The 18,564-nt window shown below is 68.8% G+C and carries 17 protein-coding genes; 6 read left to right on the top strand and 11 right to left on the bottom strand.

The genetic code is table 11. From position 1 onward, the window contains the following. Positions 1–196: 196 nt before the first annotated feature. The 3 genes from WFQ05_RS18290 to WFQ05_RS18280 form a co-directional block, all read right to left on the bottom strand. Positions 197–421 (bottom strand): CstA-like transporter-associated (seleno)protein, encoded by a 225-nt coding sequence (locus WFQ05_RS18290; RefSeq protein WP_130521058.1) that lies wholly within the window; start codon positions 419–421, stop codon positions 197–199. Beyond that, the gene (locus WFQ05_RS18285) at positions 421–2,493 is read right to left on the bottom strand and encodes a carbon starvation CstA family protein (RefSeq protein WP_130521056.1); all 2,073 of its coding nucleotides are present in this window, start codon (positions 2,491–2,493) and stop codon (positions 421–423) included. The genes WFQ05_RS18290 and WFQ05_RS18285 overlap by 1 nt, the downstream gene beginning before the upstream one ends. Before the next feature lie 121 nt (positions 2,494–2,614). Further along, positions 2,615–3,655, bottom strand: coding sequence for a magnesium and cobalt transport protein CorA (locus WFQ05_RS18280; protein WP_130535834.1), 1,041 nt, complete (start codon positions 3,653–3,655; stop codon positions 2,615–2,617). A gap of 127 nt (positions 3,656–3,782) precedes the next feature. Between WFQ05_RS18280 and WFQ05_RS18275 the strand changes: the two genes are divergently transcribed. The 3 genes from WFQ05_RS18275 (at position 3,783) to WFQ05_RS18265 (ending at position 5,828) form a co-directional block, all read left to right on the top strand. Then, positions 3,783–4,148 carry a PadR family transcriptional regulator gene (locus WFQ05_RS18275; protein ID WP_130521052.1) on the top strand — a complete coding sequence of 122 codons (366 nt, stop codon included), beginning with the start codon at positions 3,783–3,785 and terminating at the stop codon, positions 4,146–4,148. Further along, positions 4,145–5,050 (top strand): sensor domain-containing protein, encoded by a 906-nt coding sequence (locus tag WFQ05_RS18270; RefSeq protein ID WP_337054837.1) that lies wholly within the window; start codon positions 4,145–4,147, stop codon positions 5,048–5,050. The genes WFQ05_RS18275 and WFQ05_RS18270 overlap by 4 nt, the downstream gene beginning before the upstream one ends. Before the next feature lie 142 nt (positions 5,051–5,192). Next, positions 5,193–5,828, top strand: a complete 636-nt coding sequence (locus tag WFQ05_RS18265; RefSeq protein ID WP_337054836.1) for a DUF2306 domain-containing protein — start codon at positions 5,193–5,195, stop codon at positions 5,826–5,828. A gap of 48 nt (positions 5,829–5,876) precedes the next feature. Here the strand turns inward: WFQ05_RS18265 and phaZ are convergent, their stop codons facing one another. Both phaZ and WFQ05_RS18255 read right to left on the bottom strand, forming a co-directional pair. Beyond that, positions 5,877–7,118: a polyhydroxyalkanoate depolymerase gene (gene phaZ / locus WFQ05_RS18260; protein WP_130535915.1), complete on the bottom strand. Its 1,242-nt coding sequence runs from the start codon at positions 7,116–7,118 to the stop codon at positions 5,877–5,879. Between the two features lie 91 nt (positions 7,119–7,209). Beyond that, positions 7,210–7,803, bottom strand: coding sequence for a class I SAM-dependent methyltransferase (locus WFQ05_RS18255; protein WP_337054835.1), 594 nt, complete (start codon positions 7,801–7,803; stop codon positions 7,210–7,212). Positions 7,804–7,875: 72 nt separating this feature from the next. Between WFQ05_RS18255 and WFQ05_RS18250 the strand changes: the two genes are divergently transcribed. Continuing rightward, positions 7,876–8,328, top strand: coding sequence for a CopD family protein (locus WFQ05_RS18250; RefSeq protein WP_337054834.1), 453 nt, complete (start codon positions 7,876–7,878; stop codon positions 8,326–8,328). Positions 8,329–8,429: 101 nt separating this feature from the next. Beyond that, entirely contained in the window at positions 8,430–10,424 is a 1,995-nt protein-coding gene (locus tag WFQ05_RS18245; protein WP_337054833.1) for a M1 family metallopeptidase, read from the top strand. A 60-nt stretch (positions 10,425–10,484) separates the two neighbouring features. On the opposite strand, the gene WFQ05_RS18240 is transcribed toward WFQ05_RS18245, so the two are convergent. The 4 genes from WFQ05_RS18240 to WFQ05_RS18225 form a co-directional block, all read right to left on the bottom strand. Beyond that, on the bottom strand, positions 10,485–10,895 hold the full coding sequence (locus WFQ05_RS18240) for a DUF6326 family protein (RefSeq protein ID WP_337054832.1): 411 nt from the start codon (positions 10,893–10,895) through the stop codon (positions 10,485–10,487). Next, complete coding sequence (locus WFQ05_RS18235) at positions 10,892–11,599, bottom strand: DUF4386 domain-containing protein (RefSeq protein WP_337054831.1); 708 nt, start codon at positions 11,597–11,599, stop codon at positions 10,892–10,894. Before WFQ05_RS18235 ends, WFQ05_RS18240 begins: the two co-directional genes overlap by 4 nt. 126 nt (positions 11,600–11,725) lie before the next feature. Further along, a complete protein-coding gene (locus WFQ05_RS18230) occupies positions 11,726–12,361 on the bottom strand; it encodes a hypothetical protein (RefSeq protein ID WP_337054830.1) in 636 nt (211 codons plus the stop codon). Positions 12,362–12,722: 361 nt separating this feature from the next. After that, entirely contained in the window at positions 12,723–12,893 is a 171-nt protein-coding gene (locus WFQ05_RS18225) for a hypothetical protein (RefSeq protein WP_337054829.1), read from the bottom strand. Positions 12,894–13,182: 289 nt separating this feature from the next. On the opposite strand from WFQ05_RS18225, the gene mqo reads away from it, so the two are divergent. Continuing rightward, positions 13,183–14,892 carry a malate dehydrogenase (quinone) gene (gene mqo / locus WFQ05_RS18220; protein ID WP_337054828.1) on the top strand — a complete coding sequence of 570 codons (1,710 nt, stop codon included), beginning with the start codon at positions 13,183–13,185 and terminating at the stop codon, positions 14,890–14,892. 99 nt (positions 14,893–14,991) lie between these two features. Here the strand turns inward: mqo and WFQ05_RS18215 are convergent, their stop codons facing one another. Together WFQ05_RS18215 and WFQ05_RS18210 are read right to left on the bottom strand one after the other, a co-directional pair. After that, positions 14,992–15,471 (bottom strand): low molecular weight protein-tyrosine-phosphatase, encoded by a 480-nt coding sequence (locus tag WFQ05_RS18215; RefSeq protein ID WP_337054827.1) that lies wholly within the window; start codon positions 15,469–15,471, stop codon positions 14,992–14,994. A gap of 58 nt (positions 15,472–15,529) precedes the next feature. Next, on the bottom strand, positions 15,530–18,550 hold the full coding sequence (locus WFQ05_RS18210; RefSeq protein WP_337054826.1) for a diguanylate cyclase: 3,021 nt from the start codon (positions 18,548–18,550) through the stop codon (positions 15,530–15,532). Positions 18,551–18,564: the final 14 nt, after the last annotated feature.

The following is an 18,564-nucleotide window of genomic DNA, read 5'->3' as shown; positions in this document are numbered from 1 at the left end:
CCGGCGGGCAGGGGGCGCGCCTAGCGAGGCAGGACGCCGAGCGCCCGAGTCAGGGCAGGATGCCCTGACCGAGGGAAAAGCGGCCCCTGCCCGTCGGACCGCTGCCCCTCCGAAGTCACAACCCTCACTACGCCAAGATCCTTGCATCGAGAGAAGAGCCAAAAAGAAAGGGCGGCCTTGAGGCCGCCCTTCAAGTTCAGCAGCAGCGGAAGCCGCGCCCCCCGCCGAAGCGCGCTTCCTGGCGCTCGCGGAAGAAGGTCTTGTAGTCCATCGGCGTGCGGTCCGGGTGCTTCTCCAGCACGTGGCGCACGTAGTTGTCGTAGTCGGGGATGCCGCAGCATAGCCGCGCGGTTTGCACCAGGCGCCGCCACACGCGGCGGTGCACCTGGTACTGACCGACGGGAACCAGCGCGGTGCCCATCACAGGTCCGCCATCTGGGCCGGCGTCAGCGCCACGTACTCGGTCTCACGATCGCTGCGCTGCGGGTTGCGGCGCGCAACCAGGATCGCCTTGATCGAGTACACCAGCACCATCGCCACCACCAGCAGGAACAGCGTGGTCAACGCCGTGTTGACGTAGGCATTGACCACCACCTTGTGCATCTCGGCCATCGACTTGGCCGGCGCCAGCACCTCACCGCGGCCGATCGCATCCTGGAACTTGTGCGCCTGCGCCAGGAAGCCCTGGCCCGGATTGCTGTCGAACAACTTGATCAGCCCGGCCGTGGTGGTGCACGCCAGCAGCCACAGCGCCGGGATGCCGCAGACCCAGGCATAGCGGTCGCGCTTGAGCTTGAACAGCACCACCGTGCCGAGCAGCAGCGCGATGCCGGCCAGCATCTGGTTGGAGATGCCGAACAGCGGCCACAGCGTCTTGATGCCGCCGAACGGATCGGTCACGCCCGAATGCAGCAGATAGCCCCACAGCGCCACGCAGCCGGCGGTGGCGATGATGTTGGCGGTCCACGACTCGGTGCGCTTCATCGCCGGGACGAAGTTGCCGATCAGGTCCTGCAGCATGAAGCGGCCCGAGCGCGTGCCCGCATCGACCGCGGTCAGGATGAACAACGCTTCGAACAGGATCGCGAAGTGGTACCAGAAGCCCATCGAGTCGCCGGTGGGCAGCACCGCGTGCAGGATCTGGGCGATGCCTACCGCCAGCGTCGGCGCGCCGCCGGCGCGGTTGAGGATGGTGCTCTCGCCGATGTCCTTGGCCGTGGCGGTGAGCACGTCGGGGGTGATGACGAAGCCCATCTCGCTGACCTTGGCGGCCACGGCCACCACGTCGGTGCCGACCACGGCCGGCGGCGCGTTCATGGCGAAGTACACGCCCGGGTCGATGATGCAGGCCGCCACCAGCGCCATGATCGCCACGAAGGACTCCATCAGCATGCCGCCGTAGCCGATGTAGGGCATGTGCGCCTCATTGGCCAGCAGCTTGGGCGTGGTGCCCGAGGAGATCAGCGCATGGAAGCCGGACACCGCGCCGCAGGCGATGGTGATGAACAGGAACGGGAACAGCCCGCCGGTCCAGACCGGACCCTTGCCGGTGTGCGCGTACTCGGTCAGCGCCGGCATCTTCAGGTCGGGCATCACGATCAGGATGCCGATCGCCAGGGCGATGATGGTGCCGATCTTGAGGAAGGTGGACAGGTAGTCGCGCGGCGCCAGCAGCAGCCACACCGGCAGCACCGAGGCCACGAAGCCGTAGCCGATCATCATCCAGGTGATCTGCACCTTAGTGAAGGTCAGCGCCGGGCCCCAGCTCGGGTCGGCGGCGACCTTGCCGCCCAGCCAGATCGCCGCCAGCAGCAGCACCAGGCCGACCACCGAGATCTCGCCGATCTTGCCCGGCCGGATGTAGCGCATGTACAGGCCCATCAGGATCGCGATGGGCATGGTGGCGAACACGGTGAAGGTGCCCCACGGGCTCTCGGCCAGGGCGTTGACCACCACCATGGCCAGCACGCCCAGGATGATGATCATGATCAGGAAGGCGCCGAACAGGGCGATGGTGCCGGGAATCTGGCCCATCTCCTCGCGCACCAGATCACCCAGCGAACGCGCATCGCGCCGACTGGAAATGAATAGCACCATGAAGTCCTGCACCGCGCCGGCGAAGACCACGCCCAGCACCAGCCAGAGCAGTCCGGGCAGGTAGCCCATCTGCGCGGCCAGCACCGGGCCGACCAGGGGGCCGGCGCCGGCGATGGCGGCGAAGTGGTGGCCGAACAGCACATGCTTATTGGTCGGCACGTAGTCCAGACCATCGTTGCGCAGCACCGCCGGCGTGGCCCGCGTGGGATCCAGCCGCATCACCTTGTTGGCGATGAACAAGGCGTAGTAGCGGTAGGCGACCAGATATAGCGAGACGGCCGCCACCACGATCCACAACGCGTTGACGGTTTCCCCGCGCCGCAGCGCCACCGTCCCCAGACAGAACGCGCCCAGGAGCGCGAGCAGCGCCCAGGCGACTTTGGATAGCCCCTTCATGAAATGTCCCCGGCTGTAATGTGGCAGACAGGGTTCAACAAGCCCCGGCGGGGGTCAATCATCCATTGTGCTGGTGGCGGCTCCTACTTTGGTCTAGTAGCCGCCCGCGCGGCGGCGCCGCTTACAGCCAGCGCGCCCGCTTGAACAGCACGTACAGCACGCCGCAGGTCACCGCGACCGCGCCGATCAGCACCCAGTAGCCGAAGCGCGCGTGCAGCTCGGGCATGCCTTCGAAGTTCATGCCGTACCAGCTGGTCATCAGGGTCGGGGCCGCCAGTAGCGCGGCCCAGGCGCCCAGCCGCTTGACCGTCTCGCCCTGGCCCAGGGTCACCAGGGAGAGGTTGACGCTGAGCGCGGTGCCGAGCATCTCGCGCAGGGTGTCGATGCCGTCGTTGACGCGCAGCGCGTGGTCGTGGACATCGCGCATGTACAGGCGGATCTCCTCGGGCACCAGCGGGTTCTGGGTGCGCACCAGCTGGGCCAGGACGTCCTGCAGCGGCCCGACCGCCACGCGCATCAGGGTCAGCTCGCGCTTGAGGTCGTACAGCCGGCGCACCACGGCGCCGCGGTAGGTCTCGGAGAAGATGTCGCGTTCCAGGGTGAACAGCGTGTCGCGCGACTCCTCGATGATCGGCAGGTAGTTGTCGACGATGAAGTCCAGCACGGTGTACAGGCAGTAGGCCGGGCCGAGCTTGAGCAGCTCCGGCTCGCGCTCGATGCGCTGGCGCGCCGGGGTGTAGGACAGCGAGGCGCCGTGGCGCACGGTGATCAGATAGCGCTGGCCGAGGAAGGCCTGGGTCTCGCCATAGCGGATGCGTTCGTCGATGACCTGCACGGTGTGCATGGCCATGAACAGCGAGTGGCCGTAGGTCTCCAGCTTGGGCCGCTGGTGCGCCTTGCCGGCGTCCTCGACGGCCAGCGGGTGCAGGCAGAACTCCTCCTGCAGCTTCAGCAGCACGTGTTCCTCGGGCTCGTACAGACCGACCCAGACGAACGAGCCGTCGTCGCGGGCCAGCACGTCGCTGATCTCGTCCAGGGTCAGGTTGGTGCGCGTGCCTTGCCGGTCGTAGGCGGCGCAGGTGATCACACAGGCCGGGTTGCCGGGGGCAGAAGGCGGTTGCGGGACGGGGGGCAGGGCGTCGGTATGCGGGAGCAGGGTCATGCGCGGCATCCTGCGCCCGGGCGGCTGAAGGCGGCAACACGATCCGCCGCGGGCATGACCACCGGCACATCCACTAGTCCCAAGTTCACACTAGTGTTGTGTTCAACCTAGTGCCCGCACCGCGTCCATGGTCGATGTCGACAGCCAACTGAAGAAGTTCCAGAAGGAGCTCAGCGCCGGCACCGTCTCGCTCGCGCTGCTGGCGGTGCTGGCCCAGGCCGAGGAACCGCTGTACGGCTATCTGATCGCCAAGCGCATGGAGCAGCTGGGCCAGGGCGTGCTGGCCGGCAAGCAGAGCGCGCTGTATCCGGTGCTGCGCAATCTGGAGGCCGCCGGCCTGCTGGAGAGCGAGGTCGAGCCGTCGGCGTCCGGCCCGCCGCGCCGCTACTACCGCATCACCGCCGCGGGCCGACAGGTCCTGGCGCAATGGGCCGCCGCCTGGCGCGCCACCCGAGATTCCGTCGATCTTGTCCTCAAGGGGACCACCGCATGAACGCACAAGGTTTGCCCACCACCATCCCCGAATACCTGGACCAGCTGCGTGCGGCGCTGAAGGGCGCCGACCCGGCCATGATCCAGGACGCGCTCTACGACGCCGAGGAGTATCTGCGCGCCGAGCTGGCCGAGCAGCCCGGCAAGAGCGAGGCCGAGGTGATCGCCTCGGTCGCCGGCAGCTACGGCGCGCCGGAGGAGGTGGCCGACATCTATCGCCAGACCGAGGTCACGGTGAGCCGCGCGCTGCGCCCGCCGCCGCCGCCGCCGCGTCGCTCCTGGCTGGGGCGCTTCTTCGGCGTGGCCGCCGATCCGCGCACCTACGGCGCGCTGTTCTACATGCTGCTGTCCCTGGCCACCGGCGTCTTCTACTTCAGCTGGGTGGTGACCGGCGCCAGCCTGTCGGTCGGTCTGCTGATCCTGATCATCGGCATCCCGATCCTGCTGCTGTTCCTGATGTCGGTGCGCCTGCTGTCGCTGGTCGAGGGACGCATCGTCGAAGTCCTACTCGGCGTGCGCATGCCGCGGCGCCCGCTCTATACCCAGCGCGACAAGTCCTGGTTCAAGCGTCTGGGTGAGCTGTTCACCGATGCCGGCACCTGGACGGCGATGCTCTATCTGCTGTTGATGCTGCCGCTGGGCATCGCCTATTTCACGCTGATCGTCACGCTGGGATCCACCGCGATCGCCTGCCTGCTCTCGCCGCTGAGCCTGCTGGGCGGCAACCACTACGTGTTCTGGGCGAACGGCGAGAACCTGCTGGACACCAGCCCCTGGATCGCAATCGTGACGCCGGTGGCCGGGTTCCTGCTGCTGTTCCTGACCCTGCATCTGGCGCGCTGGATCGGACGCTTCCACGGCTGGCTCGCCAAGCACCTGCTGGTGCGCACGCCGGTGGTGTGAGAGGCGAGGCGTGAGTGGAGGGACAGCGCTTTTGCTATTCCTGCCTCCTCTTCGCTATTCCTGCCTTCAACCCTCGGCAAGCGGGTCATCGGCACGCATCGGCGCTGCCGACGCGGAAATCCATCCAGGGAAACAGACCACCGTGGTCAAGACGATCGGCAACATCGCGCTCTATTTCCTCGCCCTGGCCGTCGCCGCTTACGCCATCCTGGCCTACGCGCTGCTGCCCTTGGGAATCGGCGTCCATCCCGCCATGCGGCTGACGTTTCATGCGCACCAGGTGGGTATCTACACCCATGTGTTCGCTTCATCGCTCGCGCTGCTGACGGGGCCGTTCCAGTTCTCGTCCCGGCTCCGGCGGCGGTATCGGCAGGTGCATCGCTGGATGGGGCGCATTTACCTCGGAATCGGCGTCGCGTTAGGCGGGCTGTCGGGCCTGTACATGGCCACGCTCGCCTTCGGCGGGCTCACAGCCAAGCTCGGCTTCGCGTGCCTGGCGTTGGCCTGGCTCTACACCGGCCTGCGGGCATTCGGCGCCATCCGCGCCGGCGATGTGGCCGCGCATCGCAGGTGGATGGTGCGCAACTTCGCGCTGACCTTCGCGGCCGTGACCCTGCGGATCTATCTGCCCATCTCGGTCGCCAGCGGCATCCCGTTCGAGACCTGCTATCCGGTGATCGCGTGGCTGTGCTGGATCCCGAATCTGCTCGTGGCCGAGGCGCTGTTCAACCGCGCAAGTGGACCGTCACCGATGCGAGAAGTGCGCGCGCAGGAGTGAGGAGTGAGCGGAGCCATCGCGCCTTCGCTCGCTCCACTCGCTTCTGCCTCAGTTGTACTTGGCGATGAAGGCCTTGACGTCGGGATAGACCGATTCGCGCCAGCGGCGGCCGCTGAAGATGCCGTAATGGCCGGCGCCTTCGACGGTGATGTGCTTGCGCCGCGCCTTGGGAATGCCGGTGCACAGCCCGTGCGCGGCCTTGGTCTGGCCGAGGCCGGCGATGTCGTCCAGTTCGCCCTCGATGCTCAGCAGCGCGGTGCCGGTGATCGCCGAGGGATCGACCTTGACGCCGTCGATCGTCCACAGCCCGCGCGGCAGCAGGAACTCCTGGAAGACTACGCGGATGGTGTCCAGGTAGAACTCGGCCGGCATGTCCAGCACCGCGTTGTACTCGTCGTAGAAGCGGCGGTGGGCGTCGGCGTCTTCCAGGTCGCCCTTGACCAGGTCGGCGTAGAAGTCCCAGTGCGACTGGAAGTGGCGGCTGGGATTCATGGCGATGAAGCCGGCGTGCTGCAGGAAGCCCGGATAGACCGCGCGGCCGTGGCCGGGGTAGTTCACCGGCACGGTATGGATGACGTTGTGCTCGAACCAGGACAGCGGGTTGCGCGTGGCCAGGTCGTTGACCTGGGTCGGGCTGACGCGCGCGTCGATCGGCCCGCCCATCATCACCAGCGAGCGCGGCGTGGTCTCGCCCGCGCTGGCCATCAGCGACACCGCGGCCAGCACCGGCACCGTGGGCTGGCACACGCTCATCACGTGCAGCTTGTCGGCGCCAATGTGGCGGATGAATTCCTGGATGTAGGCGACATAGTCCTCCAGGCCGAAACCGCCTTGCTCGGCCGGCACCAGGCGCGCGTCGATCCATTCGGTCACATAGACCTTGTGGTCGCGTAGCAGGGTGCGCACGGTGTCGCGCAGCAGCGTGGCGTGGTGGCCGGACAAGGGTGCGACCACGAGTACGGCGGGCTGGGCCTTGAGCCCGGCGATCACCGCCTGATCGTCGGTGAAGCGCTTGAAGCGCAGCAGCCGGCAGAACGGCTTGGCGATGATCTCCTGCTCGATCACCGGCAGGGTGTGGCCATCGACCTCGACCTCGCCGATGTCCCAGTCGGGCTTCTCGTAATCCTTGCCCAGCCGGTGCATCAGCTCGTTGTAGGCCGAGATGCGCTCGGCGCCCGGCAGGGCCGAGAGCCAGCTGTTGGGATCGGAAAAAATGCGCGAGCTGGCGTCGGCCAGGTGGACCCATGGGGCCATCCACTGACGGCCCATTTCATGCCACTGGTAAAGCATCATAGGAACAAAACCGTGCTGGATCAGGCGGTTGCCGCGGCGCAGGATAGCCCAACGGCGGGCGCGCCACATGAAAGCGCCGCGGACCGGCTCAGGGGCTGGCTTCCAGCGCCGCCGCCTCGGCGGCCAGAGCCGGGCCGAGCCAGCAGTGCGAGCCGGCCGCGCGCAGCCCCACGCGCCTGAACTGGCGCCGGTACCACGCCGCCGGCCGCGCCTGGAAGCCGACGTGGTCGCCGTCGAACGCGTCTTCGGCGGCGAAGGTCTCCAGGAACGCCACCCCGCCGCACAGCTCGGCCAGGCCGGGCAGGCCGCGGCGCAGTTCGGCGTCGGGCAGGTAGTGCAGCACGTCCGAACACACCAGCAGGTCCACCGGCGCGCACGGGCGCAGCCACTGGAAATCCCCGAAGGCGGCCAGGTGCAGGTTGCGGCGCGCGCCGAAGCGGCGCACCGCGTAGTCGCTGCTGTCGAAGCCCAGGTACTGCGCCTTGGGCCGCAGCTTGCGCAGTGGCGCGCGCCAGGCGCCTTCGCCGCAGCCGATGTCCAGCACGGTGCGGATGGGGCGTTCGAGCCAGTACTCGGCGCAGCTGACCGCCAGGGCGACCTTGCGCGCCAGCCGCGCGCTGCCGCCGATGTCGCCGCCGCGATACCAGTGCTGGAAATAGGCGGCGTCGTAGCGCTTGTCCAAGATGCGGGCCTGGGAAGGGATGAGCGACAATGATCGCCTCTTCGCAGCTGCGCGCGCCACGGAGCCGATTCGATGCAGGCTTATTTCTGGGTCAAGACCCTCCATGTGGTGTTCGTGGTGGCCTGGATGGCGGCGGTGTTCTACCTGCCGCGCATCCTGGTCAACCTGGCCGAAAGCGCCGGCCAGCCCGAGGTGCAGGCGCGCCTGGTGCTGATGGGACGGCGGCTGTATCGCTTCGGGCACATGATGTTCGGCATCGCGCTGGTGCTGGGTCTGGTGCTGTGGCTGGGCTACCGCGTCATCCCGGACTTCCCGACCATGGTCGGTCCCGGCAGCGGCTGGCTGCACGCCAAGCTGGCGCTGGTGGTGCTGGTGCTGGCGCACTACGTGGTGTCCGGGCGCTGGCTCAAGCGCGTGGCGCGCGGCGGCGCGCTGCCCTCGGGGCGGGCGCTGCGTTGGTTCAACGAGCTGCCCGTGCTGGGGCTGGTGGTGATCGTCTACCTGGTGCTGGCCAAACCGTTCTAGGCCATCCGCGGCGGGCCGCGCCCAGGACCAATGGCCCATGACCTGACCGGACTGCAAGGTAGGATTCGAAGTCCCCCTCTCCGCCCGGATCCCGCCACGCCATGACCGCGTCCCGTCGCCGTGGGCTGCACGCCCTGGTCCTGCTGTCCTCCCTGCTGGCCTGCGTGGCCGCGCAGGCCGCCGAGCCCGCCGCCCAGGACACCGGCTTCAAGCCGCTGGAGGCCTTCGCCCCGCTGCAGCTGCCCACGCCGGCCACGGCCGTGCGCGGCGGCGCCGGCAAGCCCGGCCCGCTGTTCTGGCAGAACCGCGCCGATTACGCGCTCAAGGCCAGCATCGACCCGGCCAGCCACACGCTGAGCGGCGAGGCGACCATCACCTACAGCAACCACAGCCCCGACGCGCTGGACGTGCTGTGGCTGCAGCTGGACCAGAACATCTACCGCGCCGACTCGCGCGCGGCCAGCACCCGCACCGCGCGTCCCGGCCGCACCTCGCCCGGCAGCGACGGCATGACCATCGCCAGCGTGGAGGTCGAGCAGGGCGGCAAGCGCGTGCCGGTGCGGTATCTGGTCGACGACACACGCATGCGCGTGGATCTGCCGGCCGACCTGGCCGCCAGGACCGGCGTGCTCAAGCTGCATATCGCCTACCGCTACGTGGTGCCGGGCGAGTGGGGCGGACGCACCGCGGTCACCCCGACCAAGAACGGCGACATCTTCGAGATCGCCCAGTGGTATCCGCGCATGGCCGTCTACGACGACCTGCGCGGCTGGGACACGCAGCCGTATCTGGGCTCGGAGTTCTACCTGGAGTACGGCGATTTCGACTACGCCGTGACCGTGCCGTGGAACTACATCGTCGCCGGCTCCGGCGCGCTGACCAATGCCGATGAGGTCCTCACCGCCACCCAGCGCGCGCGGCTCAAGCAGGCGCAGGCCAGCGACAAGACGGTGATGATCCGCACCCCGGAGGAGGTCACCGACCCGGCCAGCCGGCCCGTGTGCAGCGGCACCCAGACCTGGCGCTTCCACATGGACCACACCCGCGACGTGGCCTTCGCCGCCTCGCCGGCGTTCGTCTGGGACGCCGCGCGCATCAACCTGCCGGCCGGCAAGCAGGCGCTGGCCATGTCGGTCTACCCGGTGGAAGGCGCGGCCAACTGGGTGCGTTCGACCGAATACGTCAAGGGCGCCATCGAGCACTTCTCGGACAAGTGGTACGCCTATCCGTGGCCGGTGGCGGTCAACCTGGGCGGCCACGGCGCCGGCATGGAATACCCCGGCATCGTGTTCGACGGCTACGAGGACAAGGACGACAAGCTGTTCTGGATCACCGCGCACGAGCTGGGCCACGGCTGGTTCCCGATGATCGTCGGCTCCAACGAGCGCCGCCATGCCTTCATGGACGAAGGCTTCAACACCTTCATCGACGTCTACGCCTCCGACGCCTTCAACCACGGCGAGTACGCGCCCAAGCGCGACGGCGAATACGCGCCCAAGGGCGGCAACCCGGTCGATGAGATCCTGCCGGTGCTGGCCGACAAGGACGCGCCCACGCTGATGGACCTGGCCGATGCGACCAGCGAGAAGTACCGCCATCCGGTGACCTACTTCAAGGGCGCGCTGGGGCTGGTGCTGCTGCGCGAGCAGATCCTGGGGCCGGCGCGCTTCGATCCGGCGTTCCGCAAGTACATCGCCACCTGGGCCTACAAGCACCCCACGCCGTCGGACTTCTTCCGCTTCATGGAAAGCGAGGCCGGCGAGGACCTGTCGTGGTGGTGGCGCGGCTGGTACTTCAACAACTGGCAGCTGGACCTGGGCATCAGCGCGGCCAGGTACGTCGATGGCGATGCGGCCAAGGGCCTGGCGGTGACGCTGGAGAGCCGGCAGAAGCTGGTGATGCCGGCGACACTGCGCATCGACTACACCGATGGCACGCATGAGGATCGGCGCGTGCCGGTGGAGACCTGGATCCAGCGCGCCGCCCCGCAGCTGCTGCTGGCCACGCGCAAGCCGGTGTCCAAGGTGACGATCGACCCCGACCACGTACTGCCCGACGCCGACCGCGCCAACAACAGCGCGGTCCCCGGCGCCTAAGGCCGCCTGCATCACGGACCGGCCCGGGCGACGCCCGCGCCGGTCCGTGCGGCCGGTTGGTCAGGTCCTCGCGCGCGGCCAGCGCAGGGCGATGACGGCGATGCTCAACGACAGGACGATCTCGATCCCGCCCAGCACCAGGTAGTACGGCCGCGCGCCGGGCAGGGTGAGCAGCATGATCGCGGTGTAGGCCATGCCCAGCAGCGCGTTGAGCCAGCGGCACAGCCGCGCCGGCAGCAGCAGCGCGCCGAGCACCATCAGCGCCGGCACCGCCATCATCAGGCAGACCCCGACCAGCGAGCCCTCACTGTAGGCGCCGACCGGGCCTTCGCCGGCGAGCATGCCCTTGAGCTTGTCCGGCGTGTACAGGCCGAAGTAGTCGCCATACAGATAGCAGAACATCAGCGCGCCCCAGGCCGCCGACAGGCGCTGGCGCACGGGGACGGGCGTGTCTTGCAGAAGGGAGCTCATTCCAGCGTGTCCGTCAGGGTGGAGGCGACCGGTCGCATGCCGAACAGCAGCAGCCACAGGCACAGGCCGATCTCGCCGAACGCCGCCGGCAGGGTCGCGTAGTTCGACAAGGTGCCCTGGTCGTAGCCCGGTACCAGTAGCGCGCCGAACACGTTGCACACATAGCCAAGACCACCCAGGATCAGCGCGGCGCCCAGCACGCGCGGCCATTGCCGCGAGCGATAGACCAGCAGCCCCAGCGGCAGCAGCCACAGGCCCCAGAAAAGGGTCGCCATGAAGATCGCGTTCCGGTAGGCCGTCATCGAATGCAGGGCCAGGGCCTCGCGCAGGTTGCTCGACACCGCGTCCAGGCCCGGATCGGTCAGCGCGGTCAGCGCATCCAGTCGATGGGCGGCGGCGATCAGGGCGATCGGCACCGCGATCACCGCCAGCACCACCATCGCGGCGGCCAGGGTGCGCTGCACGTGGCGCAGCAGGCGGTAGAGCAGGAACGGCAGCGCCAGGAAGGCCAACTGCTCCAGTACGAAGGACGCGATGCCGGCCTGGAACAGCCGCTGCCGCGCCACGATATGTTCGAGCATGCCGCTGGGGTCGCCCACGGCGCGCAGCTGGCCCGGCACATAGGCCAGGCTGAATATGCCGGTGAGTACCACGACCAGGTATACCGCCCCGGTCCAGCGCGCGATCGATCCTTGAGTTGCCACCGGCGGTCCCGCGCCTACGCGCACATTGAGAGTGAGTGCAAGCTAACGCCCGTGTCCTGTCGGCAGTGACTGCCGGAAGTCATGCGCGGGCAGGCCGATGCCTTCCGCGGCGCGCGGCGGTGCGCTTCAGCGGTGTGCGCAGGTGCGCTGGGCGAACATGCCGCTGGCGAAGTAGGCCAGCAGCTCGGCGTCCTGGCTGCCCGGCGCGGCGCTGTCAAGCATGGCGCGCGCGGCGTCGGCCAGCTGCGCCGCTTCGTCGGCGCCGACCTTCTCGATTGTGTCCCACAACACGGCCTGCTGCTCGTCCACGGCCGCCGCGGCGCTGAGCAACTGCGGCGAGGCGTCATCGGGCAGCGGCTGGCGGGTCGGGTCGGGCAGCAGTGCGGTCAGTTCCAGCGCGTAGCGCAGGCTGCGCAGGGCGATGGCGGCCAGCGAGGCATCGATCCACGGCGTCAGCCCGGCAGGCAGCGCGTGCAGCGGCGTCGGGGCGCGGCCTGCCATCAGCGCCAGGCGCACCGGATCGGGCGCGTCTTCGACGGTACCGGCCACGTGCAGCGGCCAGCCGCGCAGCGCGGCGCGCGCCAGTTCCACGCGCTGCGCCTCGGTCAATGCGGCGACCGAGCCGGCCAGGCTGGCCAGATGCAGGTTGGCGCGCGCGTGTGCCGCGGCATGCGTGTCGGCGGCGTCGACCGGCGGCAGCAACTGCTGGGTCTCCCACAGGCTGCGCGCGTAGTGGAGGACGCAATGGGCGAGCTGATTCATCGAGGACTTCGAGCGGACGGCGAGCGCCGAGGAACGGCGCAGACGCCGGCAGGGGCGCGCATTCTAGGCGATCAGGGCATGCCGCCAGCTGAGCGGGTGATGCTGGCGATCAGATGCGAAGTCGAAGGCAAACGGTGGGAGCGCCTTGGCGGCGAGGGGCCTCACCGGGAAAACCTGATCGCGCCATTGGCCGAACAGGCCACAAGGCGGCTCCCATGTGTAGAGCGGAGCTTGCTCCGCTGTGATTTCCCCATGATCCGGCCGAAGAGCAGCGGAGCAAGCTCCGCTCAGGCAGGACGCTGCGAGATTCGAGGAGACCGTTGCTTCCACTAAAGCTTGAGTAGCGACGCGATCTGGAAGCTCAAGCGCGTTTGCGCAGCGGCGTGTTGCCGAGTTTTTCGACCCGGCCGCCGGCGCGTTCGAAGGCGTCCAGGCGGTCCTGCAGTTGGCGTTGCGCGGCGCGCTTGTCCTCGCGCGGGCGGGAGAATTCGATATCCGGCGGCATGGCCTTGGAGCTACGCAGTGTCGTCATAAGCATCTCGTGGAACGTGCTGCATCAATGACAGCGGCCTCGTCAGCCGTCTGTGAAGGCCGCGCGTCGAGGCCGGTTGCCTTACATGGACGACCCGGCGGCACCCAAAGCGAGGTTCAAGACGGAATCGCATCCCACCCAACGGGACAGGAGGACCCCTTGACGCAGTATCGTCCGGAGCGCTGTGGTTTGATGTCCGCGCGATACTGCATGTGGCGTGCGATGACGTTTTTGCGTCACGACCTCCCGCTCAGTCGTACTTGTCTCCCCCCGCGATCCCCCATACGTGATGAAAAAATTACTTAAATTCCTTCTCGGCGCCGTCCTGCTGTTGCTGGTGGTCGGCGTCGTCTTCCTGTTCTGGCCGATCAAGAACGTGACAGGCCCCAAGCCCGACAGCGACCAGTCGGTCGATGTGGTCCTGGTCGGCGGCGGCATCATGAGCGTCACCCTGGCCACCTATCTGCAGGAACTGGAGCCGGACTGGAACGTGCAGCTGTTCGAGCGTCTGGACGGCGTGGCGCTGGAGAGTTCCAACGGCTGGAACAACGCCGGCACCGGACACTCGGCCTTCGCCGAGCTCAACTACACCCCGGAGCTGCCCGACGGCTCCATCGAGACCAAGCGCGCGGTCGGCATCGCCGAGCAGTTCGAGGTCTCGCGCGAGTTCTGGTCGCACCAGGTGCGCGAGGGTCGGCTGGGAACCCCGTCGGACTTCATCAATCCCACCCCGCACATGAGCTTCGTCTGGGGCGATGACCGCATCGAGTACCTGCGCAAGCGCCACGACGCGCTGGTCAAGAATCCGCTGTTCTACGGCATGCAGTACTCGACCGATCCGGCGCAGATCAAGGCCTGGGCACCGCTGGTGATGGAAGGCCGCGATCCGGCGCAGAAGGTGGCCGCCACCTACATGCCGCTGGGCACCGACGTGAACTTCGGCGTGATCACCAACCAGCTCACCGCGGCCCTGCAGAAGAACCCGCACTTCCACCTCAACCTGCAAAACGAGGTGCAGGGCCTGCACCAGAACCAGGACAAGACCTGGAACGTCACCGTGCGGGACCTCAAGTCCGACCAGCTGCGCACGGTCCGCTCGCGCTTCGTGTTCATCGGTGCCGGCGGTGCGGCGCTGAAGCTGCTGCAGATGTCGGGCATCCCCGAGGCGAAGAACTATGCGGGCTTCCCGGTGGGCGGCCAGTTCCTGGCCTTCCAGGCGCCGGCCATCGCCGGCCGCCACGACGTCAAGGTCTATGGCATGGCCGATACCGGTTCGCCGCCGATGTCGGTGCCGCATATCGACGCGCGCAAGCTGGACGGCAAGCCGGTCGTGCTGTTCGGGCCGTTCGCGCTGTACAGCACCAAGTTCCTCAAGGCCGGTTCGCAGTGGGACCTGTACTCCTCGGTGAACCAGCACAACGTGGGCGGGATGCTCAAGGTGGGCGAGGAGAACCTGGACCTGGTCAAGTACCTGCTGCAGCAGGCCGAGCTGACCGACGCCGATCGCCAGGCCGAACTGGTCAAGTACTACCCCAACGCCAAGCGCGAGGACTGGAAGCTGGTCACCGCCGGACAGCGCGTGCAGGTGATCAAGCGCGACCCGGCGACCGGCAAGACCAGCCTGCAGTTCGGCACCGAGATCGTCACCGACCAAGACGACACCATCGCCGCGCTGCTTGGCGCCTCGCCGGGCGCATCGACCTCGCCGCCGATCATGCTCAAGCTGATGGCCCAGGCCTTCCCCAGGCAGATGGAAGCCGGCTGGAAGCAGAAGCTGGAGCAGATCGTGCCCAGCTATGGCCAGGAGCTCAACAAGAGCGCGGCGCTGACCAACCGGATCCGGCGCATGACCAGCGAGACGCTGCACCTGCCCTACATCGAGGTGCCGGACAACGCCGGCCTGCAGCCCGCCCCGGCCGCCGAGCCCGCGGTGCAGCCGCAGCCCGAAGTGCCGGTCAAGACCGAGGACAAGACCAACAAGGCAATGCAGGCGCTGTAAGCCTGCGATCCGGATCGCCCGCCAAGCGGCCGGTCCGCGACGACGCAACGCCAAGCCCGCGGCCCCGTGCCGCGGGTTTTTTGTTGCGAGCGATCCGCCTCAGTCGCGCGCCAGCGTCCAGCTGCGCAGCAGGCCGTCCACGCCGGCCTCGATCATGTCGAAGGCCTTCACGAAGTCCTGCGGGCCGCCGTACCAGGGATCGGGGACGTCGACCGCGCGCTGGCCTGGCGCGTACTCCATCAGCAGGCCGATCCGGGCGCGCGCATCGGGCGGGGCCAGGCGCTCGATGGCGCGGACATGCTGGGCGGTCATGCCCAGGATCAGGTCGAAATGGCGGTAGTCGCGCGCCTGGATCAGCCGGGCCCGATGCGGCGGCATGGGCACGCCGCGTCGCTGCAGCTCCTGCAGGGCACGACGGTCGGGGGGATTGCCGACTTCCTCGTCGGTGACCGCCGCGCTGTCGGTGTCCACCTCGATGCCCTGCGCGGCCGCCTTGCGCAGCAGCAGCGCCTGCGCGGTGGGCGAGCGGCAGATGTTGCCGGTGCAGACGAACAGCACCGAGGGGGTGGTCTGTGACATGGCGACGGATCGTGCGAAGCAAGGGCCGATACCCTAACAGCCCGCCCGCGATGCGGGCCTACAGCGGACGATGCAGCTGCACCCGGTCGCGGCCCTCGTGCTTGGCCTGGTATAGCGCCAGGTCGGCGTCGTTGAACAGCCGCAGTGTGTCCTCGCGGGTGCGGACCATGGCGATGGCCACGCCGGCGCTGATGGTGATATGCCAGGGCGCGTCCTGGCCCGGCACGCGCAGCTCGCAGGCGGCCACGGCCTTGCGGATGCATTCGGCCACGTCCAGCGCGTGCTGGGCGTCGGTGGTCGGCAGCACGCAGGCGAACTCCTCGCCGCCGTGCCGGGCGACGGTGGCCTGCGCGCCGGCGCAGTCGCGCATGGCCGCGGCGACCTGGCGCAGGGCCTCGTCGCCGGCGGGGTGGCCGAAGCGGTCGTTGAAGCGCTTGAAGTGGTCCACGTCCAGCAGGATCAGCGCGCGCGGCAGGGGCCCGTCCGGCGAGGGCGAGACCACTTCCAGCAGCCGGCGGCGGTTGTCCAGGCCGGTGAGCTCGTCGCGGTAGGACAGGGTGCGCAGGCGTTCGTTGGCTTCGTGCAGTTCGGCGGTGCGCTCGCGCACGCGCTGTTCCAGCACGCGACGCTGTTCGCGCAGGCGGCGCGTGCGCCAGGCCGCCAGCCCGTAGCCGACCAGCAGCACGGCGAACCCCGCGGCCACCCGCGCGCCCGGCGTCTGCCACCACGCCGCCTGGATATTGATCGGCACTTCCAATGGCGTGCTCGTGTTGCCGGCGTGGTCGCGCGCCTCCACGCGCAGGCGGTAGTGGCCCGGCGGCAGCGCGTTGAAGCTGCGGAAATTCTGTTCGGTCCAGTCGCCCGGCGCGGTGTCGTAGCCGAGTAGCTGGGTGCGGAAGCGCGAGTCGGCCTCGCGGAACCAGGACAGCAGCGCGTAGTCGATGCGCAGCTCGCGCTTGCCCGGCGGCACCTCCAGCGCGGGTCCGGCCACCGGGCGGCCGTCGATCCGCAGGCCGGTCACGCGCAGCGGCTTGGGCTGGGTGTCGTGCAGCTCACGCCTTGGGTCGTAGACGGCCAGCCCACCCAGCGTGCCGGTCCAGAAGCGGTCGTGCCGGTCCAGGAACTGCACGTAATTGCATTCCTGGTGCAGCAGGCCGTCGTGGCGCCCGAAGATGCGGCTCTCGTAACCGCGCGCGGTCGGGGTGAGCAGCTGCACGCCGTTGTTGGTGCACAGGTAGACCCGGCCCTTGCTGTCGACCTGGGCGTTGTAGACGCTGGGGTCGGGTGGTGGCGGCAGCGGCTCGGGCAGCAGCCGGGGCTGGCGCGGGTCGCTGATGTCCACGCGCGCCACGCCGGCGCTGCTGGTGCCCAGCCACAGGATCTGGCGGTGCCCGGCGTCGGGAATCAGGCTCAGACCGATGACGTTGGTGTCGGTCAGGCCCAGGTCCGTGCCCAGCGTGTCCCAGCGTGTACCGTCGAAGCGCGCCAGGCCGTGGTTGGTGGCCGCCCACAGCCACGAACGACCCTGCGCGTCGACCACGTCCAGCACCCGCAGCGCGCGCCAGGGGGCGTTGCTCACCGGCGGCGGGAAGCGCGTCCAGGCGCCGTCGCGCAGCCGGTACAGGCCGGTCTCGCGGGTGGCGAACCACTGCTCGCGCCGGCCCTCGTAGGTGCGCACCAGGGTGTCGTAGAGCAGTTCGCCCTCGGTGTGCTTCCAGGGCGTGGCGATCGGCGCGAAACGCGACTGGCCCGGCGACCTGCGCAGCACCACGCCGCCGCGCAGACTGACCCAGTAGGTGCTGCGTCCGGCCTCGTCATGGGTGGCGATCACCGAGCCGATGTTGGCGTCCGGCGGCACACCCTCGTCCTGGCCGAAGTGGTGCCACTGGCGGCCCTGGTAGAGCGACAGGCCTTCGCCCGAGGAACTCACCCACAGCCGCTCGCCGCCCTGGCCGTCGGGCTCGACCAGGAAGCCGAACACGCCCAGCCCGTCCGAGCCCATCAGCGAGGCGATCACCCAGGGACTGGCGCCGAGCACGGTGCGGGTCACGCCCCAGTCGCTGGCCATCCACAGCACGTCCAGCCCGTCGGGGCTGCGCCAGGCGATCACGTCGCGGATCACGTCCGACCGCAGGCCGTGGCGGCGGTTGAACACCTGCAGGGTGTCCTCGTGCAGGCGCAGCAGGCCGGCGCGGCTGGCCACCCAGATCGCGCGGTTGCCGTCCGGCAGCGCGGTATTGGCCACGTTATAGATCACGTTGCTTGGCAGGCCGTCGTGGTCGTGGCTCCAGTGGCGCAGGCCGTCGGCGCGCATGCGCCACAGGCCGCCGGTGTAGGTGGAGATCCACAGTTCCTCGCGGCCCTGCTGCATGACCGGCATCAGGTCCTCGACCTGGGCCACGTCGAACTGATGACCTTCCCAGCGCCGCCAGGCGACCTGGCCCGGATCGCGGTACCACAGGCCGCGCGCGTTGGTGCCCAGCCACTGCCGGCCGGGCACGCCCAGCTGCCGGGTCTGGGCCATCGACCGCAGCGGGTCGGCCGGCAGCGAGGCATTCCCAGGATCCAGCTCCCAGCGCCCATCGCGCAGGCGCATCAGGCCGTGGTCCCAGGTCAGCGCCCACAGCACCACCTCGCCGCTGGGGTCGGTGGTCTCGGCGAAATGCTTGATCTGGTTCGAGGGCAGGCCGGTGTCGGTGTTGGCCGCCTGCCAGCGCGTGCCGTCATAGACCGCCAGGCCGGTATTGCGGAAGGCCGCCCACACCCGCCCGCCATGGTCGACGAACACATGCGTGGCCGAGTGCCGCAGCGCCGGCTCGTCCACTGCCATCCAGCGGCGCCCGTCGTAGCGGTACACGCCGGCCGGCGTGGCGCCCCAGACGAAGCCATTCCTGTCCACGCAGGTCGAGGACACTCCGGCGTCCGGCAGCCCCTCGTCCTGGCCGAAGTTGGTGAAGGCCGGCGCCTCCAGATCGGTGAGATCGAGCGGACGCACGCTCGCCGCAGCGCCGGCCGCAGCCTGCGTGGCAGGTATGGCGCAGCACAGCAGCATCCACAGGATGGCCCTGGCCTTGGACATGCGACGGTTCTCCC

This window comes from Pseudoxanthomonas sp. USHLN014, assembly GCF_037153335.1.
GTDB lineage: Bacteria > Pseudomonadota > Gammaproteobacteria > Xanthomonadales > Xanthomonadaceae > Pseudoxanthomonas_A > Pseudoxanthomonas_A winnipegensis.
This window is presented reverse-complemented; position numbering and strand designations above follow the sequence as displayed.

Coding starts and splice junctions, on each gene's coding strand:
- WFQ05_RS18290 (WP_130521058.1), bottom strand. CDS start 421: ATGGGCACCGCGCTGGTTCCCGTCGGTCAGTACCAGGTGCACCGCCGC.
- WFQ05_RS18285 (WP_130521056.1), bottom strand. CDS start 2,493: ATGAAGGGGCTATCCAAAGTCGCCTGGGCGCTGCTCGCGCTCCTGGGC.
- WFQ05_RS18280 (WP_130535834.1), bottom strand. CDS start 3,655: ATGACCCTGCTCCCGCATACCGACGCCCTGCCCCCCGTCCCGCAACCG.
- WFQ05_RS18275 (WP_130521052.1), top strand. CDS start 3,783: ATGGTCGATGTCGACAGCCAACTGAAGAAGTTCCAGAAGGAGCTCAGC.
- WFQ05_RS18270 (WP_337054837.1), top strand. CDS start 4,145: ATGAACGCACAAGGTTTGCCCACCACCATCCCCGAATACCTGGACCAG.
- phaZ (WP_130535915.1), bottom strand. CDS start 7,118: ATGCTTTACCAGTGGCATGAAATGGGCCGTCAGTGGATGGCCCCATGG.
- WFQ05_RS18250 (WP_337054834.1), top strand. CDS start 7,876: ATGCAGGCTTATTTCTGGGTCAAGACCCTCCATGTGGTGTTCGTGGTG.
- WFQ05_RS18245 (WP_337054833.1), top strand. CDS start 8,430: ATGACCGCGTCCCGTCGCCGTGGGCTGCACGCCCTGGTCCTGCTGTCC.
- WFQ05_RS18240 (WP_337054832.1), bottom strand. CDS start 10,895: ATGAGCTCCCTTCTGCAAGACACGCCCGTCCCCGTGCGCCAGCGCCTG.
- WFQ05_RS18230 (WP_337054830.1), bottom strand. CDS start 12,361: ATGAATCAGCTCGCCCATTGCGTCCTCCACTACGCGCGCAGCCTGTGG.
- WFQ05_RS18225 (WP_337054829.1), bottom strand. CDS start 12,893: ATGACGACACTGCGTAGCTCCAAGGCCATGCCGCCGGATATCGAATTC.
- mqo (WP_337054828.1), top strand. CDS start 13,183: ATGAAAAAATTACTTAAATTCCTTCTCGGCGCCGTCCTGCTGTTGCTG.
- WFQ05_RS18215 (WP_337054827.1), bottom strand. CDS start 15,471: ATGTCACAGACCACCCCCTCGGTGCTGTTCGTCTGCACCGGCAACATC.
- WFQ05_RS18210 (WP_337054826.1), bottom strand. CDS start 18,550: ATGTCCAAGGCCAGGGCCATCCTGTGGATGCTGCTGTGCTGCGCCATA.